Source organism: Pseudomonas sp. MYb541 (genome assembly GCF_037479595.1).
GTDB lineage: Bacteria > Pseudomonadota > Gammaproteobacteria > Pseudomonadales > Pseudomonadaceae > Aquipseudomonas > Aquipseudomonas canadensis.
In genome coordinates, this window is sequence record NZ_JBBGYS010000026.1 from 59,682 (window position 1) to 83,172 (window position 23,491).

Consider the following 23,491-nt stretch of genomic DNA (forward strand, 5'->3'; position numbering starts at 1 on the left):
AGTTGCGAGCCTGTCGGCTACGGTCAACCTGCGTGCTTGAGCGTGTTGGACGAATCCCGGACAATGCGGGCAGTTCTCTGGTTTTTTTCTTTCGCGGATCGGGCTGTTCTTCCGCGATGTTTGCTGCTCAGCTGTGGAAATGACGCACACATGACGACGCATATTCAACGTTCAGCGCTGCTGCCCTATCCGGCACAGGCGCTCTATGACCTGGTCAACGACGTGGCGCGTTACCCGGAATTCCTGCCGTGGTGCTCAACGGCCGAGGTGCTGGAAAGCAGTGATGAGCACATGGTCGCCAGTGTCGGGGTCGCGAAGGGCGGCCTGAGCCAGCATTTTGTTACGCGCAATGTGCTGGTGCCTGGGAAATCCATTGAAATGAATTTACAGGAGGGGCCGTTTACCCAGCTCCACGGGGTATGGGTATTCAAGGCCTTAACGGACAAGGCCTGCAAGATCAGCCTGGACCTTTCCTTTGATTATGCGGGGCCTATCGTGCGCGCGACGTTGGGGCCTTTGTTCAATCAGGCGGCCAATACCCTGGTGGATGCATTCTGTCAGCGAGCCAAGCAACTGCATGGTTGAGATTGAGGTGGTGTACGCCGGCGTGGATCGCCAGGTTCTATTGGCGGTGACGGTGCCAGCCGGCACTAGCCTGCGTTCGGCGGTGCAGGCGTCAGGTATTGCGGCGCAATTCCCTGAGTTGGATCTGGCTGACTGCGTTTTGGGTATATTCGGCAAAGTGGTCGCGGACGCTGAAGTGCGTTGTGTGCAGGCGGGTGATCGCATTGAGATTTACCGCCCCTTGCTGGCAGACCCAAAAGAAATACGCAGGTTGCGCGCAGCCAAGGCGGCGCTGGCCAAGCAACAGAATTCATAGGTCGGCCAAATGGCAGGCAACAAAAAGCCCGGCATGCCGGGCTTTTTGTTGAGCGCCGCAAAATTACTGCGGGCTGGTATCCAGAGGCTGTGGCGTCGGGACGGGAACCGTTTCCACGCCGTCGACGTCTTTCTGGATCTTGTCGAGCAGAGAGCCTGGCTTGGCCGGCACTTCGGACTTCGGCTTCTCGCCTTCCTGCGCCGGCGCAGTGACGTTGGTGCCATTGTCTTTGCCAAGCAAGGCTTCATCACGGCTTACGCCGGGCATGAAGTCGCCGGACAGGCTGACAAGCTGGTCATTGCCATTGAAAATGACGCTGACGCGCTCCTGTTGGCGTTCACCGCCACCAGGCTGCAGGCTGTAGAGATAATCCCAGCGATCGGCATGGAATGTGTCGGTCAGCAGGGGGTTACCCATGATAAACCGTACTTGCCGTCGGGTCATTCCGGGGCGTAACTGGTCTATCATGTCCTGCGTGACGACATTGCCCTGCTGGATGTCGATTTTGTAAACCCCGGGGAATGAACAACCGGCGAGTGCGAGCAGTCCCACAAAGGTGAAACTGGTTAGCAAGAGCTTGGTGTTTTGCATCGGTGGGCGACTTCCACTATCTTGGCTGGGACAACGTAAACGCCGATCATACCCGTATTAAGAGAAGCTGCGAAGCAGCATCCGCGAGAAAGCTAACCATGGTTGAAAATAGCGAACTACGCAAAGCCGGTCTCAAAGTGACTCTGCCACGAGTCAAGATTCTACAAATGCTCGATTCTGCTGAGCAGCGTCACATGAGTGCCGAGGATGTCTATAAGGCGCTGATGGAGTCTAACGAGGACGTCGGCCTGGCCACGGTTTACCGTGTACTGACCCAGTTTGAAGCCGCAGGGCTGGTGGTTCGTCATAATTTCGACGGCGGTCATGCAGTATTTGAACTGGCTGACGGTGGTCATCACGACCACATGGTTGACCTGGATACCAATGAGGTTATCGAGTTCACCAGTCCGGAAATCGAAGCGCTGCAGCACAAGATTGCTGAGGAGCATGGCTTCGATCTGGTTGACCATAATCTGGTCTTGTACATCCGTAAGAAAAAGTAACAAGCGCTGCAGATTCGCGCTGCAAAATGATCGAAGGCGACCTCAGGGTCGCCTTCGTGCTTTCTATAGAGGCGAAATTATCCGGTCAGGCCTTCGCCGCCACGACCATTTTTTTCGCGTGCGCCAAGGACTCCTTGGTCAAGTCGATCCCGCCTAGCATGCGTGCCACTTCTTCAACGCGTTCCGACTTATTCAACTTGGACACGGCTGTGTGTGTTGCATCGCTGCCGCGCACCTTGTGCACAAACAGGTGCTGATGCCCCTGGGCTGCAACCTGTGGCAAGTGGGTGACCGTCAGTACCTGGCCACGATCCCCCAGGCGTCGCAACAACTGGCCAACAATTTCTGCTGTCGGCCCACCGATCCCCACATCGACTTCGTCGAACACCAGTGTCGGCACCCGAGAGGTTTGCGCAGTAATCACCTGGATAGCCAGGCTGATTCGCGACAGTTCACCGCCGGAGGCCACTTTTGCCAGTGCCTTGAGCGGTTGCCCGGGGTTGGCGCTGACCAGTAGCTCGACCTGCTCCAGCCCGTGGGGCTGCAGTTCGTTACTGGCGTTGGTGCGCAATTCAATGGTGAAGCGACCGCCGGGCATGCCCAGGCGTTGGATCTCCAGCTCCACCGCGCTGGCCAGGCTCGTCGCTGCTTGCTGGCGCAAGTCGCTGAGTTCGCGCGCCTTCTCTTGGTAATGGCGAGCGAAAGAGGCGAGCTCGTCGCCCAGGCGCTCGATGGATTCATCGTTGGCGTTCAGGGTCTCGATTTCATCCAGCAGCTTTTGCTGCATCGTCGCCACTTCGGTGGGCTGGATGCGATGTTTGCGCGCCAGGGTATAGATAGTGTCGAGGCGTTCCTCTATGTCCTGAAGACGTGCGGGGTCGGCATCGAAGTGGTCCAGGAAGCGATTCAGCTCACCGACGGCTTCCTCTACTTGAATCTGTGCGCTGGTGAGCAAGGTCGTGGCCTCGCTGAGTGAGCCGGAGGCGCTGTTCACGCTAGAGAGGCGATTGAGGCTGGCGGTCAGTGCGTTAAGTACATTGCCGGAGTCACTCTCACTACATTGCTCTACCACTTGGCGGCAAATGCCCAGCAAGGTTTCCGCGTTGGTGAGGTTCTTGTGTTCCTGCTCAAGCTGCTCCAGTTCGGTTTCGCCCAAGCCCAGACTTTCCAGCTCTTCGAGTTGATAGCTGAGCAATTGATGGCGAGCTCGTTGTTCATCGCCGGAGTTGGAGAGTCGCTCCAGCTCCTGGCGAGTCTGGCGCCAGCGCTGGGCGGCGAGTTGCACCTGGCGGGCAAGGTCTGTGGCGCCAGCGTACTCATCAAGCAGGCGGCGATGGGTATCGGTTTTCAGCAGGGACTGGTGTTCATGCTGGCTGTGGATATCGATCAGCAGTTCGCCCAGGGCTTTTAGGTCGCCAAGCGGGCAGGGGGTGCCATTGATGTAGCCGCGGGACCGGCCTTCCGCTGTGATGACCCGCCGAAGGATGCACGGGCCTTCATTATTAAGGTCGCGCTCGGCCAGCCAGGCCTCTGCCTCGGGAATATCCGCCAGGTCGAAGGTGGCCAGGATGTCGGCCTTGTCCGCACCGGGGCGCACCACGCCGCTGTCGGCGCGATCACCCAGGGTTAAGCCCAAGGCGTCGAGCATGATCGACTTGCCGGCGCCGGTTTCGCCTGTGATTACGCTCATCCCACGATCCAGCTCGAGATCCAGGTGTTCAACAATGGCGTAGTTATGTACGGACAGGTGCACGAGCATGACGGCCGCTCCCAGGCTTTAGGTCTGGTTATTTATACAGTGTTTTGTCTGAAGCTGACAATCCTGGTGCTTAGCTCGATTTGCTTGAACCTGGATTTTTTTTAGCGCAACCAGGAATGATCAAGCAGGAATTGATGAAGGTCAGTCGAAAGACTTTTGGTAACGCTTGCACCCTTGAACCTGGAAATTGTGGCCCCATATACCCGAACAGAAGCGCGAGTTGAGTTCGCGCATGATTTTGAAAGGAGAAAACTATGGCTGACGAACAGACGCAGGATACGCAAACTCCAGACGCCAATTCGGCTGTCGGCGATGAGCTGGCGACTCGTGTGCAAGTGCTCGAAGAGCAATTGGCCGCTGCGCAGGACCAGTCTTTGCGTGTTGCCGCTGATCTGCAGAACGTCCGCCGCCGTGCCGAGCAGGATGTAGAAAAGGCTCACAAGTTCGCGCTGGAAAAATTCGCCAATGACTTGCTGCCGATCATCGATAGCCTGGAACGTGGCCTTGAATTGTCCAACCCGGACGACGAAAACATCCGCCCGATGCGCGAAGGGATTGAGCTGACCCTGAAAATGTTCCAGGACACCCTGAAGCGTTATCAGTTGGAAGCGATCGATCCACAAGGCGGCGAACCGTTCAACGCTGAGCATCATCAGGCCATGGCCATGCAGGAAAGCCATGACCTGGAGCCGAACAGCGTGCTCAAAACGTTCCAGAAGGGTTATCTGCTCAATGGTCGCTTGCTGCGCCCGGCGATGGTCGTAGTGAGCAAGGCGCCTGCACCGGTTTCGCCTTCTATTGATGAGCAGGCTTGAAATACGCCGCAAGGCCCCCATCTATAAGTCAAGCGTTTAAGTGCTACCGCAGTTAGCCACCACTGCTGCGGCATCCAAATTCAAGTTTCGGGAGAGTAAATCATGGGCAAAATTATCGGTATCGACCTGGGGACCACCAACTCCTGTGTCTCCGTCATGGAAAACGGCAAAGCCAAAGTTATCGAAAACGCCGAAGGCGCGCGTACTACGCCGTCGATCATTGCTTACGCAAATGATGGCGAGATCCTGGTTGGTCAGTCGGCCAAGCGCCAGGCTGTCACCAACCCGCACAACACCCTGTACGCGGTAAAACGTCTGATCGGCCGTAAGTTCGATGAAGAAGTCGTGCAGAAAGACATCAAGATGGTGCCTTACAAAATCGCCAAGGCTGACAACGGTGACGCCTGGGTAGAAGTAAATGGCAACAAGATGTCGGCACCGCAGATCTCGGCTGAAGTCTTGAAAAAGATGAAGAAGACTGCCGAAGACTACCTGGGTGAAGCTGTGACCGAAGCGGTGATCACCGTTCCGGCTTACTTCAACGACAGCCAGCGCCAGGCGACCAAAGACGCCGGCCGCATCGCGGGCCTGGACGTAAAACGTATCATCAACGAACCAACCGCAGCTGCTCTGGCTTACGGTATGGACAAGGCCAAAGGCGACCACACCGTGATCGTTTATGACCTGGGTGGCGGTACGTTCGACGTCTCGGTCATCGAGATCGCTGAAGTTGATGGCGAGCACCAGTTCGAAGTGTTGGCCACCAATGGTGACACCTTCCTGGGCGGTGAAGACTTTGACATTCGTCTGATCGACTACCTCGTTGACGAATTCAAGAAAGAAAGCGGCATGAACCTCAAGGGTGACCCGCTGGCGATGCAGCGCCTGAAAGAAGCTGCTGAGAAAGCCAAGATCGAGCTGTCCTCGAGCATGTCGACCGACGTGAACCTGCCGTACATCACTGCAGATGCCACCGGTCCTAAGCACTTGAACGTGAAGATCTCTCGCGCCAAGTTGGAAGCTCTGGTTGAAGACCTGGTTCAGCGCACCATCGAACCTTGCCGCATTGCGCTGAGAGACGCTGGTATCGACGTTGGTTCTATCAACGACGTGATCCTGGTCGGCGGTCAGACCCGTATGCCACTGGTTCAGCAGAAAGTGACCGAGTTCTTCGGTAAAGAAGCACGTAAAGACGTGAACCCGGACGAAGCGGTTGCCATGGGTGCTGCCATCCAGGGCGCGGTATTGGCCGGTGATGTGAAAGACGTGCTGCTGCTGGACGTCAGCCCGCTGACCCTGGGTATCGAAACCATGGGCGGCGTAATGACTGCGCTGATCGAGAAAAACACCACGATTCCTACCAAGAAATCCCAGGTGTTCTCGACTGCCGATGACAACCAGGGCGCCGTGACCATCCACGTGCTGCAAGGTGAGCGTAAGCAGGCTGCTCAGAACAAGTCCCTGGGCAAGTTCGACCTGGCCGAGATTCCACCAGCACCACGTGGCGTGCCGCAAATCGAAGTAACCTTCGACATCGACGCCAACGGCATCCTGCACGTCGGCGCGAAAGACAAGGCGACTGGCAAAGAGCAGAAGATCACCATCAAGGCCAACTCCGGTCTGTCTGATGAAGAAATTCAACAGATGATCCGTGATGCTGAAGCCAACGCTGATGCGGATGCCAAGTTTGCCGAGCTGGCTGGCGCCCGTAACCAGGGTGATGCACTGGTTCACTCGACTCGCAAAATGGTCGCTGACGCTGGCGATAAAGTAACGGCTGAAGAGAAGACCGCCATCGAAGCTGCTGTAGTTGCCCTGGAAGCCGCTGTTAAAGGCGACGACAAGGCCGCTATCGAAGCCAAGATCGAAGAGTTGTCGAAAGTCTCTGCACCGGTTGCTCAGAAAATGTACGCCGAACAAGGTCAGCCAGCTGACGGTGCTGCGCAACAGGCAGAGCCTGAAGCCAAGCACGACGATGTTGTCGATGCCGAGTTCGAAGAAGTCAAAGACCAGAAGTAAGTTGGTCGCCCGGTTGACCGCTATCAAGCGGTGACTGGTAGGATGTCGCCGCGCGGGAGCTTGCTCCCGCGTTGGCGTGTCTGGGGTATGCGAATTTTTACAGCATGCGACAGTGTTCGGATGCTGGCGGTGTGATCGGGAATGCTCCTGCTTTCCGAGCAGTAAATACCGCTCTTTTGGCCGGGTCCCTGGCTAAAAAGTAGTAACGACCAGGATCGTTGAATTGACGTGAGTTGGGTCCGGGCCTGTATTGGGGCTCAACGAGTTTGGCAAGGCTCAGGAGGGTCTGGCTGAACGTCCTTAAGAGTGCAAAGACTTATGGCAAAGCGTGACTATTACGAAGTATTGGGTGTGGAGCGCGGTTCCAGCGAGGCGGACCTGAAGAAGGCCTACCGTCGCTTGGCGATGAAGCACCACCCGGACCGTAATCCGGATAGCAAAGAATCCGAAGAAATGTTCAAAGAGGCCAATGAGGCCTACGAATGTCTGTCTGATCCCAACAAGCGTGCGGCGTACGACCAGTACGGCCATGCCGGCGTCGACCCGAGCATGGGTGGCGGCGGCGCCGGGTTTGGCGGTCAGAACTTCTCCGATATTTTCGGTGACGTGTTCAGCGACTTCTTCGGCGGTGGCCGCGGTGGTCAGCGTGGCGGCGCCCAGCGTGGCAGCGACTTGCGCTACACCCTGGAATTGAACCTGGAAGAAGCCGTGCGTGGCACCAGCGTCAATATCCGTGTGCCGACGCTGGTCAACTGCAAACCGTGCGATGGTTCGGGTGCCAAGAAGGGCTCCTCGCCCATCACGTGTCCGACGTGTGGTGGTATTGGTCAGGTCCGCATGCAGCAGGGCTTCTTCTCGGTGCAGCAGACCTGCCCGCGCTGCCATGGCCAGGGCAAGATCATTTCCGATCCGTGCGATTCCTGTCACGGCGAAGGTCGCGTCGAAGAGTACAAAACCCTTTCGGTGAAAGTGCCAGCGGGCGTGGACACGGGTGATCGCATTCGTCTGTCGGGTGAAGGCGAAGCCGGTACTCAGGGCGGTCCGACGGGTGACCTGTACGTGGTGATCAATGTGCGCGAGCACTCGATCTTCCAGCGTGACGGCAAGCACCTGTTCTGTGAAGTGCCTATCAGTTTCGTCGATGCTGCCTTGGGCGGCGAGCTGGAAATTCCGACTCTGGATGGTCGAGTCAAGCTCAAGATCCCTGAGGGTACCCAGACCGGCAAGCAGTTCCGTATCCGTGGCAAAGGCGTTGCGCCGGTGCGCGGCGGCGGTGCTGGCGACCTGATGTGCCGTGTGGCGGTAGAAACACCGGTCAACCTGAACCGTCGTCAGCGTGAATTGCTTGAAGAGTTCCGTAGCTCGATGGAAGGTGATGACTCCCACTCGCCGAAGACTGCGGGCTTTTTCGATGGCGTGAAGCGCTTCTTCGGCGACCTGTAAGGAATTGAGTATGCGACGTATAGCCGTAATGGGCGCTGCCGGGCGCATGGGCAAGACACTGGTCGAGGCGGTGCAGCAGCGCTCGCCGGCCTCTGGGCTGACTGCAGCGATTGTTCGTCCTGGCAGCACATTGATTGGTGCGGATGCTGGTGAGCTAGCATCGTTGGGGCGCATTGGTGTGTCGTTGTCCGGCAATCTGGAGCAGGTGGCGGACGAATTCGATGTGCTGATCGATTTCACCCTGCCGGACGTGATGCTGAAAAACCTGGCGTTCTGCCGCAAGGCGGGCAAGGCCATGGTGATCGGCACCACCGGTTTGACGGCTGAGCAGAAGCAGTTGCTGGTGGAGGCGGGCAAGGATATCCCTGTCGTGTTCGCCGCCAATTTCAGTGTCGGTGTGAATCTGTCGCTCAAGCTGCTGGATCTGGCGGCGCGCGTGCTAGGTGATGAGGCGGATATCGAGATCATCGAAACCCATCACCGTCATAAGATCGACGCGCCGTCGGGCACTGCGCTGCGCATGGGTGAGGCGATTGCCGATGCGTTGGGTCGTGACCTGTCGAAAGTCGCGGTGTACGGCCGTGAAGGTCATACCGGTGCGCGGGCGCGGGACACCATTGGTTTCGCAACCGTGCGTGGTGGTGATGTTGTGGGTGATCACACTGTGTTGTTCGCCACTGAAGGGGAGCGCCTGGAAATCACGCACAAAGCCTCCAGTCGCATGACTTTCGCCAAGGGCGCTGTACGTGCGGCGCTCTGGTTGGAAGGTCGTACGCCTGGTCTGTATGACATGCGCGATGTGCTGGATCTGCACTGATCAGTAGCTAAAGCAGGGCCTCAAGCTTATGCTGAGGCCCCGTTTTTACCCGCTAAGCGACGTCCTGTCGCATTCCCCTGCCTTTTAGGCTCATTAGCGGTGGACCAAAAAAGCCTTTTTCTGTAAGCTACAGCTTTAGTGTGTTCACTAAAAGCGCGCAGAATAATTCAGTGAATAAGCGGAGTGACGTGTCCATACGTCACTCCGCTTTTTTACACCTGCGATCGCCCTTTCAGGCTTTATTTACGGGAGGTCTTCTTGACTAAGCCAGCCATACTCGCCCTTGCTGATGGCAGCATTTTTCGCGGCGAAGCCATTGGAGCCGACGGTCAGACCGTTGGAGAGGTAGTGTTTAACACTGCCATGACCGGCTATCAGGAAATCCTTACCGATCCTTCCTACGCCCAACAGATCGTTACCCTGACTTATCCGCACATCGGCAACACCGGTACTACACCGGAAGACGTCGAGTCTGATTGCGTCTGGTCGGCCGGTCTGGTTATTCGTGACCTGCCACTGGTTGCGAGCAACTGGCGTAACACGATGTCGCTGTCCGATTACCTGAAAGCCAACAACGTTGTGGCGATCGCCGGTATCGATACCCGCCGCCTCACGCGCATCCTGCGTGAAAAAGGCTCGCAGAACGGCTGCATCATGGTCGGTGACAATATCTCCGAAGAGGCGGCGATTGCCGCAGCGCAAGGTTTCCCAGGCCTGAAAGGCATGGACCTGGCCAAAGTCGTCAGTGCCAAAGAGAAGTACGAGTGGCGCTCCACTGTCTGGGACCTGAAGACCGACAGCCATGCAACTATCGAAGCTGCGGACCTGCCTTACCACGTGGTGGCCTACGACTACGGCGTCAAATACAACATCCTGCGCATGCTGGTCGAGCGCGGCTGCCGTGTGACCGTGGTGCCGGCGCAAACGCCTGCCAGCGAAGTGCTCGCCTTGCAGCCGGACGGCGTGTTCTTGTCCAACGGCCCAGGTGACCCTGAGCCATGCGACTATGCCATCCAGGCGATCAAGGAAGTACTGGAAACCGAGATTCCGGTGTTCGGTATCTGCCTTGGCCACCAACTGCTGGCGCTGGCCTCCGGTGCCAAGACCCTGAAAATGGGCCACGGCCACCATGGTGCCAACCACCCGGTTCAAGACCTGGACACGGGTGTTGTGATGATCACCAGCCAGAACCATGGTTTTGCGGTAGATGAAGCATCCCTGCCGAGCAACGTGCGCGCCATTCACAAGTCGCTGTTCGACGGTTCCCTGCAGGGCATCGAGCGCACCGACAAGAGCGCGTTCAGCTTCCAGGGCCACCCTGAAGCGAGCCCGGGCCCGAACGACGTAGCGCCGCTGTTCGACCGTTTCATCAATGAGATGGCCAAGCGACGCTGACTGAGCGGCCTGCGGGCGGCCCCGAACGTCGGCGGCCCCCGCAGGCTCTTCAAAGATTGTTCAAGACGGCTTGCCGACTGACCTGCGGATTTGAGTGACAAACCCATGCCAAAACGTACAGACATAAAAAGCATCCTGATTCTCGGCGCTGGCCCGATCGTGATCGGCCAGGCCTGCGAATTCGACTACTCCGGCGCCCAGGCCTGTAAAGCCCTGCGCGAAGAGGGTTACCGCGTCATCCTGGTGAACTCCAACCCGGCCACCATTATGACCGACCCCGACATGGCTGACGCCACTTACATCGAGCCGATCAAGTGGCAGACTGTTGCCAAGATCATCGAGAAAGAGCGTCCGGACGCGCTGCTGCCAACCATGGGTGGTCAAACCGCTCTGAACTGCGCCCTGGATCTGGAGCGCGAAGGCGTCCTGGAGAAATTCGGCGTAGAAATGATCGGCGCCAATGCCGACACCATCGACAAGGCCGAAGACCGTTCGCGCTTTGACAAGGCGATGAAGTCCATCGGCCTGGACTGCCCGCGCTCGGGCATCGCCCACAGCATGGAAGAGGCCAACACAGTGCTCGAGAAGCTGGGCTTCCCGTGCATTATCCGTCCGTCCTTCACCATGGGCGGCACCGGTGGCGGTATCGCTTACAACCGTGAAGAGTTCGAAGAAATCTGTTCTCGTGGCCTGGACCTGTCGCCGACCAAAGAGCTGCTGATTGACGAGTCCCTGATCGGCTGGAAAGAGTATGAGATGGAGGTTGTCCGCGATAAGAAGGACAACTGCATCATCGTCTGTTCCATCGAAAACTTCGATCCGATGGGCGTGCACACCGGTGACTCGATCACAGTTGCGCCGGCGCAGACCCTGACGGACAAGGAATACCAGATCATGCGTAACGCCTCGCTGGCGGTACTGCGTGAAATCGGCGTGGAAACCGGCGGCTCCAACGTCCAGTTCGGCATATGCCCGAACACGGGGCGCATGGTAGTCATCGAGATGAACCCGCGGGTATCCCGTTCCTCGGCCCTGGCCTCTAAAGCTACCGGTTTCCCGATTGCGCGTATCGCTGCCAAGTTGGCGATCGGCTATACCCTGGACGAACTGCAGAACGAAATCACCGGCGGCGCTACTCCGGCGTCCTTTGAGCCATCGATCGACTACGTTGTCACCAAGCTGCCACGTTTCGCGTTCGAGAAATTCCCGAAAGCCGACGCACGCCTGACCACTCAAATGAAGTCGGTCGGTGAAGTCATGGCCATCGGCCGGACCTTCCAGGAATCCCTGCAGAAAGCCCTGCGCGGTCTGGAAGTGGGCGTTTGTGGCCTGGACGAGAAGCTCGACCTGAGCAACCCGGAAAGCATGAGCATCCTCAAGCGCGAACTGACCGTGCCGGGCGCCGAGCGCATCTGGTACGTGGCTGATGCTTTCCGCGCTGGCCTGTCGGTCGAAGATATCTTCGGCATGAACATGATCGACCCGTGGTTCCTGGTGCAGATCGAAGACCTGATCAAGGAAGAAGAGAAGGTCAAGACCCTGGGTCTGGCCAGTATCGACCGCGACTTGATGTTCAAGCTCAAGCGCAAAGGTTTCTCCGATATGCGTCTGGCCAAGTTGCTGGGTGTGACCGAAAAAGCATTGCGTCGCCACCGCCACAAGCTGGAAATCTTCCCGGTCTATAAGCGCGTTGACACCTGCGCGGCCGAGTTCGCTACCGACACCGCCTACATGTACTCAACTTACGAGGAAGAGTGCGAAGCCGCGCCGTCGGGTCGCGACAAGATCATGATCCTCGGCGGTGGCCCAAACCGTATCGGCCAGGGTATCGAGTTCGACTACTGCTGCGTACACGCTGCATTGGCCCTGCGCGAAGACGGTTACGAGACCATCATGGTCAACTGCAACCCGGAAACCGTTTCCACTGACTATGACACCTCGGATCGCCTGTACTTCGAGCCAGTGACCCTGGAAGACGTGCTGGAAATCTGCCGGGTCGAGAAGCCAAAGGGCGTGATCGTCCAGTACGGCGGCCAGACTCCACTGAAGCTGGCGCGTGCCCTGGAAGAAGCAGGCGTGCCGATTATCGGCACCAGCCCAGACGCTATCGACCGTGCAGAAGACCGTGAGCGCTTCCAGCAAATGGTTGAGCGCCTGAACCTGCGCCAGCCGCCAAACGCCACCGTGCGCAGCGAAGACGAAGCTATCCGTGCAGCCAGCAAGATTGGCTACCCGCTGGTGGTGCGTCCGTCCTACGTATTGGGCGGTCGTGCGATGGAAATCGTCTACGAAGAAGAAGAGCTGAAGCGCTACCTGCGTGATGCGGTGAAAGTGTCCAACGACAGCCCTGTGCTGCTGGACCACTTCCTCAACTGCGCCATCGAGATGGATGTGGACGCCGTTTGCGACGGCACCGACGTGGTGATCGGCGCGATCATGCAGCACATTGAACAGGCAGGCGTTCACTCCGGTGACTCTGCATGCTCGCTGCCGCCGTACTCGCTGCCGGCGCACATCCAGGACGAGATGCGCGAACAGGTCAAGAAAATGGCCCTGGAGCTGGGTGTGGTCGGCCTGATGAACGTACAGTTGGCGCTGCAAGGCGAAGACATCTACGTCATCGAAGTCAACCCGCGCGCTTCGCGTACAGTGCCATTTGTTTCCAAGTGCATCGGTGTGTCCCTGGCCATGATCGCGGCTCGCGTGATGGCAGGTAAGACCCTGAAGGAAATCGGCTTCACCAAGGAAATCATTCCGAACTTCTACAGCGTGAAAGAGGCGGTGTTCCCGTTCGCCAAGTTCCCTGGCGTGGATCCGATCCTGGGCCCAGAGATGAAGTCCACCGGTGAAGTGATGGGCGTGGGCGACACCTTCGGTGAAGCGTTTGCCAAAGCACAGATGGGTGCCAGCGAAGTGCTGCCGACTGGTGGTACTGCGTTCATCAGTGTGCGTGATGATGATAAGCCACTGGTTGCAGGCGTGGCCCGTGATCTGATCAACTTGGGCTTCGAAGTCGTGGCCACCGCCGGGACCGCTAAGCTGATCGAAGCTGCCGGCCTGAAAGTGCGTCGCGTGAACAAGGTGACGGAAGGCCGTCCGCACGTGGTCGACATGATCAAGAATGACGAAGTCACCCTGATCATCAACACCACCGAAGGTCGCCAGTCGATCGCGGACTCCTACTCCATTCGTCGTAACGCCTTGCAGCACAAGATCTACTGCACCACCACCATTGCTGCTGGCGAAGCTATCTGCGAAGCGCTCAAGTTCGGTCCCGAGAAGACCGTGCGTCGCTTGCAGGATCTACACGCAGGATTGAAGGCATGATCAAATACCCAATGACCGTTCAGGGCGCCAAGGCCCTGGAAGAGGAACACGCCCATCTGACCAAGGTCGTACGTCCAAAGCTGAGCCAGGACATCGGTACGGCCCGCGAGCTGGGTGACTTGAAGGAAAACGCCGAATACCACGCCGCTCGTGAGCAGCAGGGTATGGTAGAGGCGCGGATTCGTGACATCGAAGGCCGGATTCAGAACCAGGTCATCATTGATGTCACGACCATCCCGCATACCGGAAAAGTGATTTTCGGCACCACGGTGGAAATCGCCAACGTCGAGACTGACGAGCGCGTTGTCTACCACATCGTTGGTGAGGACGAAGCTGACTTTAAGCTCGGCAAGATCTCTGTCGGTTCTCCGCTGGCCCGTGCCTTGATTGCCAAGGAAGAGGGTGATGTGGTTGCTGTGAAAACGCCAGGCGGCGTGATCGAGTACGAGATTGTTGAAGTTCGTCACGTCTGAAAGACGGCGCCCGCTACGTGCGGGCGCCATGCTTTGGCAGCTTTCCCAGATGCTTTGGGTGGGTGGCCTGTGGTTGTTGCACATTGGCGTGTTGCCGGCGCTGGGCCTGATTGGCCTGGCACCGTTGCTGATCGATGAGATCGATGGATTACTCAGTGCGTTGCTGGTGGGTTTTGCGGCGGCGTGCGTGACGCTCCAGGCGTTGGTGCTGGTCAAGGCTGAAGGCTTGGGGAGTTTGTGGCGGGATATTCGCGGGCAACTGCTGTTGATGGCGCTGTATGCGTGTGCAATGTATTGCATTGTGCATGTCTGGCTGCCGGAAGCGTTGCGCTGGCAGCTATTCAGCTATCTTGTACTAGGGTTTTCTGGTCTGGTGCTGGTTATGCAGCCGGCGCCAGGGTGGAGTGGCAGGGCGCGCGAAGCACGCCCGTGACCCTTGCTGTTATTTGAAAGTCATCATTTGAAGCGATGAACGTTCGACAGTTGCTTGTTGACGCTGAAGTTCTTGCGATACAGCAGCGCCATCTTGCCGATGACCTGGACCAGGTCCGCTTTGCCTGCCTTGCACAGTTCTGCAATGGCAGCCAGGCGCGCTTCGCGGTCAAGGATGTTGACCTTGATCTTGATCAGTTCATGATCGTTCAGCGCACGTTCGAATTCGGCTAACACACCTTCAGTCAAACCGTTATCTGCCACAATCAGAACTGGTTTCAGATGGTGGCCAATGGATTTGTACTGTTTCTTCTGCTCTTGAGTGAGCGGCATAATCTGACCCCTGCGTCTGATCTTGTAAAAAGCGGCGGCCAGTTTACCCGAGCGAGTCCGGGACCGCCCAGTTAATCACGACCCGTTTTATTTTTCGAGGTGGCCCGTGGCCCGTTCCAAAACCAGCCTTAAGTGGCTACAAGAACATTTCAACGATCCTTACGTCAAAAAGGCGCAGAAGGACGGCTACCGTTCGCGGGCCAGCTACAAGCTGCTGGAGATCCAGGATAAGGATAAGTTGATCCGTCCAGGCATGAGCGTTATCGATCTGGGTGCAGCCCCAGGTGGTTGGTCCCAGGTGACCAGTCGTCTGATTGGTGGGCAGGGCCGCTTGATCGCTTCCGACATCCTGGAAATGGACAGTATCCCGGATGTGACCTTTGTTCACGGTGACTTCACTCAGGATGCCGTACTCGCACAGATCCTTGAGGCTGTGGGAAATTCGCAGGTAGACCTTGTGATTTCCGACATGGCCCCCAATATGAGTGGATTACCGGCCGTTGATATGCCGCGCGCAATGTTCCTATGTGAGCTGGCGCTGGATTTGGCGGGTCGGGTTTTGCGTCCTGGTGGTGATTTTCTGGTGAAAGTCTTCCAGGGCGAGGGTTTCGACGAGTACCACAAGAACATTCGCAAGTTGTTCGAGAAGGTGCAAACGCGTAAGCCTGACTCATCCCGAGACAGGTCTCGGGAGCAGTACCTGCTGTGCCGCGGCTTCCGCGGGGTTGAAGGCGCTGCGAGTGAAGAGCGTTTTTGAGGAATTCGAGGAGGGCGATAGGTTTTTTTATATCGCTTTCGTCACGAAGCTTTACGAATATTGTGTAGTCAAAGTTTCACAAAGGGTTACAGACGGCGCCTGCCAGAGTTGTAGGTAATGTAGTAAGTTAGGCCGGTGAATATCATGCGAAGCGCGCGCCAGTAGCGGAGCTTGCTTCAGAGGGTAGTTAATTGAACGATATGGCAAAGAATCTGATCCTGTGGTTGATCATCGCGGCTGTCCTGGTGACGGTGATGAACAACTTCTCCAGCCCTAACGAGCCGCAGACCCTCAACTATTCCGACTTCATCCAGCAAGTTAAGGATGGCAAGGTCGAACGCGTAGCGGTTGATGGCTACGTGATCACCGGCAAACGCAACGATGGCGACAGCTTCAAGACCATTCGTCCGGCTATTCAGGACAACGGTCTGATCGGCGATCTTGTGGATAACCACGTCGTTGTCGAAGGCAAACAGCCTGAGCAGCAGAGCATCTGGACCCAATTGCTGGTTGCCAGCTTCCCGATCCTGGTGATCATCGCCGTGTTCATGTTCTTCATGCGCCAGATGCAAGGCGGTGCGGGAGGCAAGGGCGGGCCGATGAGCTTCGGCAAGAGCAAGGCACGCCTGCTCTCCGAAGATCAGGTGAAAACTACCCTGGCTGACGTTGCCGGTTGCGACGAAGCCAAGGAAGAAGTAGGCGAGCTGGTCGAGTTCCTGCGCGATCCGGGCAAGTTTCAGCGCCTGGGTGGCCGTATTCCTCGCGGTGTACTGATGGTTGGTCCTCCGGGTACCGGTAAAACCTTGCTGGCCAAGGCGATTGCCGGCGAAGCCAAGGTGCCTTTCTTCACCATCTCCGGTTCTGATTTCGTCGAAATGTTTGTCGGTGTCGGTGCCAGCCGTGTTCGCGATATGTTCGAACAAGCTAAAAAGCATGCGCCATGCATCATCTTCATCGATGAAATCGACGCCGTTGGTCGCCATCGTGGCGCCGGCATGGGTGGCGGTCATGATGAGCGTGAGCAGACCCTTAACCAACTGCTGGTTGAGATGGACGGCTTCGAAATGAACGATGGCATCATCGTCATTGCTGCAACCAACCGCCCGGATGTATTGGATCCTGCATTGCTGCGTCCAGGCCGTTTCGACCGCCAGGTGGTAGTTGGCTTGCCGGATATCCGTGGTCGCGAACAGATCCTGAAAGTACACATGCGCAAAGTGCCGATGGGCGACGACGTGGCTCCGGCCGTGATCGCCCGTGGCACTCCAGGCTTCTCCGGTGCCGACCTGGCCAACCTGGTGAACGAGGCCTCGTTGTTTGCTGCCCGTACCGGCAAGCGCATCGTTGAAATGAAAGAGTTCGAGCTGGCAAAAGACAAAATCATGATGGGTGCCGAGCGCAAATCCATGGTCATGTCCGAAAAAGAGAAACAGAACACCGCTTATCACGAAGCGGGTCACGCTATCGTTGGTCGCGTCGTGCCTGAGCATGATCCGGTCTACAAAGTGTCGATCATTCCTCGTGGTCGGGCGCTGGGTGTGACCATGTTCCTGCCGGAAGAGGATCGCTACAGCCTCTCCAAGCGCGCACTGATCAGTCAGATCTGTTCGCTGTACGGCGGTCGTATTGCGGAAGAAATGACCCTGGGCTTTGACGGTGTCACTACCGGTGCTTCTAACGACATCATGCGTGCCAGCCAGATTGCACGGAACATGGTGACCAAGTGGGGCTTGTCGGAAAAACTCGGTCCTTTGATGTATGCCGAGGAAGAAGGCGAAGTGTTCCTGGGTCGCGGCGGTGGTGGTCAAAGCGCCAGCTTCTCCGGTGAGACGGCCAAGCTGATCGACTCCGAAGTGCGCAGCATCATTGACCAGTGCTACGGCACGGCCAAGCAGATCCTCACGGACAACCGCGACAAGCTGGATGCCATGGCGGATGCGCTGATGAAGTACGAGACCATTGATGCCGATCAGATCGATGACATCATGGCGGGTCGTGCACCTCGTGAGCCTCGCGATTGGGAAGGCGGTTCGGGCACCTCTGGTACTCCGCCAGTGGTTCAGAATGAACGCCCTGAAACCCCGATCGGCGGCCCGGCAGCTGACGTCTAAGGCTTGAAATGACTTCTGTGTTGTCCTCCACCCGGTTGCCTTGCGGCAACCGGGTTCTTGATTTGGCCCATACGCATGTCATGGGCATTCTCAACGTAACCCCCGACTCCTTTTCCGATGGCGGCCGCTTCAGCCAACTTGATGCAGCGTTGCGACATGCTGAAGCAATGGTTGCGGCGGGAGCGACCCTGATTGATGTGGGTGGTGAGTCGACTCGGCCTGGGGCCCGCATCGTTTCGCCCTTGGAAGAGTTGGAGAGGGTGGCGCCGATCGTCGAGCGTATTGCGCGTGAGCTGGATGTGATCATCTCGGTTGATACGTCGACGCCGGCCGTGATGCGCGAAACTGCCCGCCTTGGGGCGGGGCTGATCAACGATGTGCGCTCTCTTCAGCGCGACGGAGCCCTTGATGCGGCGGCGGCAACCGGTCTGCCGGTGTGTCTGATGCACATGCTGGGTGAGCCCGGCAACATGCAGGACAGTCCTCACTATGATGACCTTGTTAGCGAAGTCAGCGGTTTTCTCGCTGAGCGGGTCGCTCGGTGTGCTGTCGCGGGGATTGCTGAGGAAAAAATCATCCTCGATCCCGGCTTCGGTTTCGCCAAGACCCTGCAGCACAACCTGAGTCTGTTCAAGCATATGGAAGCCCTGCATGCCCTTGGTCGGCCCCTATTGGTCGGCGTTTCGCGCAAGAGCATGATAGGGCTGGCCTTGAATCGTCCAGTGGGTGAACGGCTGTATGGCGGCCTTGCACTGGCTGCGCTGGCGGTGACCAAGGGTGCGCGTATCTTGCGTGTGCATGATGTCGCCGAGACCGTAGATGTCGTGCGTATGATTGCCGCTGTAGAATCAGCCGAATAAGAATGATGGAGCACTTATGACTAAAAAATACTTTGGCACCGACGGTATCCGTGGTCGGGTCGGCGAATTTCCGATTACTCCTGATTTCATGCTCAAGCTGGGTTGGGCGGCGGGCATGGCGTTCCGCAGTATGGGCGCGTGCCGCATTCTGGTGGGCAAGGACACCCGTATCTCGGGGTACATGTTTGAGTCGGCACTGGAGGCGGGTCTGTCCGCCGCAGGCGCGGATGTGATGCTGTTGGGGCCCATGCCGACGCCGGCGATCGCTTACCTGACGCGTACCTTTCACGCTGAAGCCGGTATCGTGATCAGTGCCTCGCACAATCCTCATGATGACAACGGTATCAAATTCTTCTCGGGCCAGGGCACCAAGCTGCCGGATGAGATCGAGTTGATGATCGAAGAGTTGCTGGACGCGCCGATGACGGTGGTTGAATCCAGCAAGCTGGGCAAGGTGTCGCGTATCAATGACGCCTCTGGCCGCTATATCGAATTCTGTAAGAGCAGTGTGCCGAGCAGCACCAATTTTGCCGGCTTGAAGATTGTGGTCGACTGCGCACACGGCGCGACCTACAAGGTCGCACCGAGCGTGTTCAAGGAGTTGGGCGCGGACGTGACGGTATTGTCGGCCCAGCCCAACGGGCTGAACATCAACGAAAACTGTGGTTCCACCCATATGGAACAACTGCAGGCGGCCGTCCTGGCCGAGCATGCCGACTTGGGTATCGCCTTCGACGGCGATGGTGATCGCGTGCTGATGGTGGATCACACGGGCGCGATTGTTGATGGCGATGACCTGTTGTTCATCATTGCGCGTGACATGCACGAGCGTAACAAGCTGCAGGGTGGCGTCGTCGGTACTTTGATGAGCAATCTGGGGCTTGAATTGGCCTTGGCGGACCTGGGTATTCCCTTCGTGCGCGCCAATGTCGGTGACCGCTATGTAATCGCCGAGCTGCTTGAGCGTAACTGGCAGGTGGGGGGGGAGAACTCAGGGCACGTAGTCTGCTTCCAGCACACCACCACGGGTGACGCGATTATCGCTGCGTTGCAGGTTCTGCTGTCCTTGCGTCGACGCGAAGAGAGTCTGGCCCAGGCGCGCCAGGCGCTGCGCAAATGTCCGCAAGTGCTGCTCAATGTGCGTTTTGGTGGCGGCGAAAACCCGATCGAGCACCCGGCTGTCAAAGAGGCGTGTGAGCGCGTGACCCTCGCTATGGCGGGGCGTGGTCGCGTGTTGTTGCGCAAGTCCGGCACAGAGCCTCTGGTGCGTGTCATGGTCGAAGGTGACGATGAAACACAGGTTCGCGGCCATGCCGAAGACCTGGCAAAACTGGTAACTGAAGTTTGCGCCTGAATTCGGCTTGCCAGTGATGATGTGGTTGGGTAACATCTGCGCCCACTTTGACCGACGAGGTACAGCATGCGTCGCACTATGGTAGCTGGTAACTGGAAGATGCACGGTACCCGCGCCAGTGTCGCTGAGCTGATCAATGGCCTTCGTCACTTGGCCTTGCCGAGCGGTGTTGATGTTGCGGTGTTCCCGCCTTGCTTGCATATCAACCAAGTGGTTGATGGCTTGAAAGGCAAGTCGATTCAGGTCGGCGCGCAGAACTCCGCAGTGGAGCCAATGCAAGGTGCGTTGACCGGTGAGATTTCGCCGAGTCAGTTGGTCGATGCGGGTTGTTCCTATGTGCTTGTCGGGCACTCCGAGCGCCGTCAGATGATGGGCGAGCGTGATGGGACACTCAATCGTAAGTTCGCAGCGGCACAGGCTTGTGGCTTGATTCCGGTGTTGTGCATAGGGGAGACCCTGGAGCAGCGGGAATCGGGCAAGACTCTTGAAGTTGTCTCGCGTCAGCTAGGCAGTATCATTGAGGAGTTGGGTGTTGGTGCGTTTGCAAAGGCAGTAATTGCTTACGAGCCGGTCTGGGCCATTGGCACCGGGCTGACTGCTACACCGCAACAGGCGCAGGATGTGCACGCAGCCATCCGCGCGCAGTTGGCGGCAGAGAATTCTGAAGTCGCACAAGGTGTGCGTCTTCTATACGGCGGCAGCGTGAAGGCGGCCAATGCGGTCGAACTGTTCGGCATGCCGGATATCGATGGGGGGCTCATTGGTGGAGCTTCCCTGAATGCAGATGAGTTCGGTGCGATCTGTCGCGCCGCGGGAAACTGAAAAAATGCTGGAAACAGTCGTAGTCGTTTTTCATCTGTTAGCTGCTCTGAGCGTCGTCGCTCTGGTTTTGCTGCAACAGGGTAAAGGTGCGGATGCTGGTGCGTCTTTCGGTGCAGGTGCTTCAAATACTGTGTTCGGAAGCCAAGGTTCCTCTACCTTTCTTAGTAAGTTTACTGCTATACTTGCCGCCGGTTTCTTCATAACCAGCTTGGGGTTAGGTTACTTTGCTAAAGAGAAAGCTCATGTGCTGACTCAAGTAGGTCTCCCAAACCCAGCAGTGTTGGAAGTACCAAAAGCAAAACCGGCTTCTGATGATGTCCCGGTGCTTCAAGAGCAAAAGTCGGCTACTCCAGCGACTGACGTACCTCCAGCTCAAGAGCAGAAGTAAGAAGGGTTGTAATCGCTGTATTGCCGAGGTGGTGGAATTGGTAGACACGCAACCTTGAGGTGGTTGTGCCCATAGGGTGTAGGGGTTCGAGTCCCCTTCTCGGTACCAATTATCAGGAGAGCCCGCTGTTGCGGGCTTTCTTGTAGGTGGAAGGTTACATTGACCCTGTAAGGGATCGGTCGTATACTTCCGCCCCAGCTTTGTCGCGGGGTGGAGCAGTCTGGTAGCTCGTCGGGCTCATAACCCGAAGGTCGTCGGTTCAAATCCGGCCCCCGCAACCAGTTTTAGCGGAGCCCCTTTTAAGGGGCTTTTTGTTAGCTGGACACTTTCAACGCCGCTGTTCGACGGCGTTTCAAGGATGGGCGTTTCGCCCATTTTTTTATTTTGCACAGCATGCACATACATGCACGAGGGGGTTCAGGTGTCGAGCAAGCTAGAAGAGTTGCAGGCCTTGCTGGCCCCGGTGGTCGTGGCCCTAGGCTATGAATGCTGGGGTATTGAGTTTTCGGCTCAAGGTCGCCACTCAATGTTGCGCGTTTATATCGATAAAGAGGGCGGCGTGCTGGTGGACGATTGTGCCATTGTCAGCCGTCAGATCAGCGGTGTGCTGGATGTTGAAGATCCGATCTCCGTTGAATACACCCTCGAAGTTTCCTCGCCAGGCATGGAACGCCCACTGTTCACTATTGAGCAGTTTGCAAAATTTGCCGGTGAACAAGTGAAGATCAAGCTGCGTTCTCCCTTCGAAGGGCGACGCAACTTTCAGGGCCTTCTGCGCGGTGTAGAAGAACAGGATGTCGTGGTGCAGGTAGAAGACCATGAGTTCCTGTTGCCGATCGATATGATCGACAAGGCCAACATTATTCCCAGTTTTGACTGAGACGCGGATCCCGCGGATCCAATGGCTTGCGAAAGGCGAGGCGTACGATGAGCAAAGAAGTACTGCTGGTTGTTGAGTCGGTATCCAATGAAAAGGGCGTACCGGCAAACGTGATTTTTGAAGCGCTGGAGCTGGCCCTGGCCACTGCTACCAAAAAGCGTTTTGAAGACGAAGTTGATCTGCGTGTGGAAATCAACCGCCACACCGGTGCCTATGAGACTTTCCGTCGCTGGACGGTCGTCGAAGAAGCCGATCTTGATGATCCGGCCATCGAAACCTGGCCAAGCAAGGTTGCCGAAACGCATCCTGGTGCCAAGGTCGGTGATGTCGTCGAAGAAAAGATCGAATCGATCGAATTCGGCCGTATTGCTGCACAGACCGCCAAACAGGTCATCGTGCAGAAGGTTCGCGAAGCCGAGCGCGCTCAAGTCGTTGACGCTTATCGCGAGCGCCTGGGTGAAATCATCTCCGGCACCGTGAAAAAAGTCACCCGCGACAACGTGATCGTCGACCTGGGCAACAACGCCGAAGCGTTGCTGGCCCGCGAAGACATCATCTCTCGCGAAACCTTCCGTGTCGGCGTGCGTCTGCGTGCGCTGCTCAAGGAAATCCGCACCGAGAACCGCGGCCCTCAGTTGATCCTGTCGCGTACCGCGCCGGAAATGCTGATCGAGCTGTTCCGTATCGAAGTGCCGGAAATCGCCGAAGGCCTGATCGAAGTCATGGCTGCGTCCCGCGACCCGGGCTCGCGTGCCAAGATCGCGGTCCGCTCCAAGGACAAACGCATCGACCCGCAAGGCGCTTGCATCGGTATGCGCGGTTCGCGCGTCCAGGCAGTGTCGGGCGAATTGGGTGGTGAGCGTGTGGACATCGTCCTGTGGGACGATAACCCGGCGCAGTTCGTAATCAACGCCATGTCGCCGGCTGAAGTGGCGGCAATTATCGTTGACGAGGATGCCCATGCAATGGACATCGCCGTTGGCGCAGACAATCTGGCTCAGGCCATTGGTCGTGGTGGTCAGAACGTGCGTCTGGCCAGCCAACTGACCGGCTGGACCCTGAACGTGATGACCGAATCGGACATCCAGGCTAAGCAGCAAGCAGAAACCGGTGACATCCTGCGCAACTTCATCGAAGAGCTCGAAGTCGATGAAGACCTGGCACAGGTGCTGGTAGATGAAGGCTTCACCAGCCTGGAAGAGATTGCCTACGTACCGTTGGAAGAAATGCTCAACATCGACGGCTTTGACGAAGACACCGTCAACGAGCTTCGCGCTCGGGCCAAGGATCGTTTGTTGACTAAAGCCATCGCTACTGAGGAAAAGCTGGCAGACGCCCATCCGGCCGAAGACCTGCTCTCGCTTGAGGGTATGGACAAGGATTTGGCGATGGAACTGGCGGTGCGCGGCGTAATTACCCGCGAAGACCTGGCCGAGCAGTCTATTGACGATCTGCTCGACATCGACGGCATTGACGATGATCGTGCCGGCAAGTTGATCATGGCCGCCCGAGCCCATTGGTTCGAGTAACTA

Annotated in this window: 22 protein-coding genes and 2 tRNA genes; 21 read left to right on the plus strand and 3 right to left on the minus strand. The window is 57.3% G+C overall.

All coding sequences use genetic code 11. From position 1 onward, the window contains the following. Nucleotides 1-150: 150 nt before the first annotated feature. Both WH299_RS17240 and WH299_RS17245 read left to right on the plus strand, forming a co-directional pair. Nucleotides 151-585 carry a type II toxin-antitoxin system RatA family toxin gene (locus WH299_RS17240; protein ID WP_005791512.1) on the plus strand — a complete coding sequence of 145 codons (435 nt, stop codon included), beginning with the start codon at nucleotides 151-153 and terminating at the stop codon, nucleotides 583-585. Then, nucleotides 578-880: an RnfH family protein gene (locus WH299_RS17245; RefSeq protein ID WP_122728082.1), complete on the plus strand. Its 303-nt coding sequence runs from the start codon at nucleotides 578-580 to the stop codon at nucleotides 878-880. Before WH299_RS17240 ends, WH299_RS17245 begins: the two co-directional genes overlap by 8 nt. A gap of 63 nt (nucleotides 881-943) precedes the next feature. On the opposite strand, the gene WH299_RS17250 is transcribed toward WH299_RS17245, so the two are convergent. Then, the gene (locus WH299_RS17250; protein ID WP_016976810.1) at nucleotides 944-1,471 is read right to left on the minus strand and encodes an outer membrane protein assembly factor BamE; all 528 of its coding nucleotides are present in this window, start codon (nucleotides 1,469-1,471) and stop codon (nucleotides 944-946) included. 98 nt (nucleotides 1,472-1,569) lie between these two features. Here WH299_RS17250 and fur point away from each other — a divergent pair, with 98 nt between their 5' ends. Then, nucleotides 1,570-1,974 carry a ferric iron uptake transcriptional regulator gene (fur, locus tag WH299_RS17255; protein WP_003194220.1) on the plus strand — a complete coding sequence of 135 codons (405 nt, stop codon included), beginning with the start codon at nucleotides 1,570-1,572 and terminating at the stop codon, nucleotides 1,972-1,974. A gap of 85 nt (nucleotides 1,975-2,059) precedes the next feature. On the opposite strand, the gene recN is transcribed toward fur, so the two are convergent. Then, complete coding sequence (gene recN, locus WH299_RS17260; protein WP_122728084.1) at nucleotides 2,060-3,733, minus strand: DNA repair protein RecN; 1,674 nt, start codon at nucleotides 3,731-3,733, stop codon at nucleotides 2,060-2,062. Nucleotides 3,734-3,987: 254 nt separating this feature from the next. Between recN and grpE the strand changes: the two genes are divergently transcribed. The 8 genes from grpE (at nucleotide 3,988) to WH299_RS17300 (ending at nucleotide 14,455) form a co-directional block, all read left to right on the plus strand. Further along, on the plus strand, nucleotides 3,988-4,548 hold the full coding sequence (gene grpE, locus WH299_RS17265; RefSeq protein WP_016976812.1) for a nucleotide exchange factor GrpE: 561 nt from the start codon (nucleotides 3,988-3,990) through the stop codon (nucleotides 4,546-4,548). Between the two features lie 102 nt (nucleotides 4,549-4,650). After that, nucleotides 4,651-6,567: a molecular chaperone DnaK gene (gene dnaK / locus WH299_RS17270; protein ID WP_339550872.1), complete on the plus strand. Its 1,917-nt coding sequence runs from the start codon at nucleotides 4,651-4,653 to the stop codon at nucleotides 6,565-6,567. A 318-nt stretch (nucleotides 6,568-6,885) separates the two neighbouring features. Further along, nucleotides 6,886-8,010: a molecular chaperone DnaJ gene (gene dnaJ, locus WH299_RS17275; protein WP_016976814.1), complete on the plus strand. Its 1,125-nt coding sequence runs from the start codon at nucleotides 6,886-6,888 to the stop codon at nucleotides 8,008-8,010. 10 nt (nucleotides 8,011-8,020) lie between these two features. Then, nucleotides 8,021-8,827, plus strand: coding sequence for a 4-hydroxy-tetrahydrodipicolinate reductase (dapB, locus tag WH299_RS17280; protein ID WP_033898256.1), 807 nt, complete (start codon nucleotides 8,021-8,023; stop codon nucleotides 8,825-8,827). 258 nt (nucleotides 8,828-9,085) lie between these two features. Next, nucleotides 9,086-10,222 (plus strand): glutamine-hydrolyzing carbamoyl-phosphate synthase small subunit, encoded by a 1,137-nt coding sequence (gene carA, locus WH299_RS17285; protein WP_068935247.1) that lies wholly within the window; start codon nucleotides 9,086-9,088, stop codon nucleotides 10,220-10,222. A 105-nt stretch (nucleotides 10,223-10,327) separates the two neighbouring features. Continuing rightward, nucleotides 10,328-13,549: a carbamoyl-phosphate synthase large subunit gene (gene carB / locus WH299_RS17290; protein WP_068935249.1), complete on the plus strand. Its 3,222-nt coding sequence runs from the start codon at nucleotides 10,328-10,330 to the stop codon at nucleotides 13,547-13,549. Then, entirely contained in the window at nucleotides 13,546-14,022 is a 477-nt protein-coding gene (gene greA / locus WH299_RS17295; RefSeq protein ID WP_339550873.1) for a transcription elongation factor GreA, read from the plus strand. The genes carB and greA overlap by 4 nt, the downstream gene beginning before the upstream one ends. Before the next feature lie 28 nt (nucleotides 14,023-14,050). Then, complete coding sequence (locus WH299_RS17300; protein ID WP_025999772.1) at nucleotides 14,051-14,455, plus strand: hypothetical protein; 405 nt, start codon at nucleotides 14,051-14,053, stop codon at nucleotides 14,453-14,455. Between the two features lie 23 nt (nucleotides 14,456-14,478). Here WH299_RS17300 and yhbY read toward each other — a convergent pair whose 3' ends face one another. After that, nucleotides 14,479-14,787, minus strand: a complete 309-nt coding sequence (gene yhbY, locus WH299_RS17305) for a ribosome assembly RNA-binding protein YhbY (protein WP_028617972.1) — start codon at nucleotides 14,785-14,787, stop codon at nucleotides 14,479-14,481. 106 nt (nucleotides 14,788-14,893) lie between these two features. Between yhbY and rlmE the strand changes: the two genes are divergently transcribed. The 10 genes from rlmE (at nucleotide 14,894) to nusA (ending at nucleotide 23,488) form a co-directional block, all read left to right on the plus strand. After that, complete coding sequence (rlmE, locus tag WH299_RS17310; protein ID WP_016976819.1) at nucleotides 14,894-15,544, plus strand: 23S rRNA (uridine(2552)-2'-O)-methyltransferase RlmE; 651 nt, start codon at nucleotides 14,894-14,896, stop codon at nucleotides 15,542-15,544. A 200-nt stretch (nucleotides 15,545-15,744) separates the two neighbouring features. Beyond that, on the plus strand, nucleotides 15,745-17,655 hold the full coding sequence (gene ftsH, locus WH299_RS17315; protein ID WP_033898262.1) for an ATP-dependent zinc metalloprotease FtsH: 1,911 nt from the start codon (nucleotides 15,745-15,747) through the stop codon (nucleotides 17,653-17,655). An 8-nt stretch (nucleotides 17,656-17,663) separates the two neighbouring features. Beyond that, nucleotides 17,664-18,515: a dihydropteroate synthase gene (gene folP / locus WH299_RS17320; RefSeq protein ID WP_339550875.1), complete on the plus strand. Its 852-nt coding sequence runs from the start codon at nucleotides 17,664-17,666 to the stop codon at nucleotides 18,513-18,515. Between the two features lie 16 nt (nucleotides 18,516-18,531). After that, nucleotides 18,532-19,869 carry a phosphoglucosamine mutase gene (glmM, locus tag WH299_RS17325; protein ID WP_028617970.1) on the plus strand — a complete coding sequence of 446 codons (1,338 nt, stop codon included), beginning with the start codon at nucleotides 18,532-18,534 and terminating at the stop codon, nucleotides 19,867-19,869. 66 nt (nucleotides 19,870-19,935) lie between these two features. After that, the gene (gene tpiA / locus WH299_RS17330) at nucleotides 19,936-20,691 is read left to right on the plus strand and encodes a triose-phosphate isomerase (RefSeq protein ID WP_003194193.1); all 756 of its coding nucleotides are present in this window, start codon (nucleotides 19,936-19,938) and stop codon (nucleotides 20,689-20,691) included. A 4-nt stretch (nucleotides 20,692-20,695) separates the two neighbouring features. Then, nucleotides 20,696-21,079 (plus strand): preprotein translocase subunit SecG, encoded by a 384-nt coding sequence (gene secG / locus WH299_RS17335; protein ID WP_003194191.1) that lies wholly within the window; start codon nucleotides 20,696-20,698, stop codon nucleotides 21,077-21,079. Between the two features lie 22 nt (nucleotides 21,080-21,101). Beyond that, nucleotides 21,102-21,187: transfer RNA gene (locus WH299_RS17340), tRNA-Leu, on the plus strand. Nucleotides 21,188-21,283: 96 nt separating this feature from the next. After that, nucleotides 21,284-21,360: transfer RNA gene (locus tag WH299_RS17345), tRNA-Met, on the plus strand. 140 nt (nucleotides 21,361-21,500) lie between these two features. Then, nucleotides 21,501-21,959, plus strand: a complete 459-nt coding sequence (gene rimP / locus WH299_RS17350; protein WP_038843818.1) for a ribosome maturation factor RimP — start codon at nucleotides 21,501-21,503, stop codon at nucleotides 21,957-21,959. A 47-nt stretch (nucleotides 21,960-22,006) separates the two neighbouring features. Continuing rightward, on the plus strand, nucleotides 22,007-23,488 hold the full coding sequence (gene nusA, locus WH299_RS17355; RefSeq protein WP_025857112.1) for a transcription termination factor NusA: 1,482 nt from the start codon (nucleotides 22,007-22,009) through the stop codon (nucleotides 23,486-23,488). Nucleotides 23,489-23,491 lie beyond the last annotated feature (3 nt).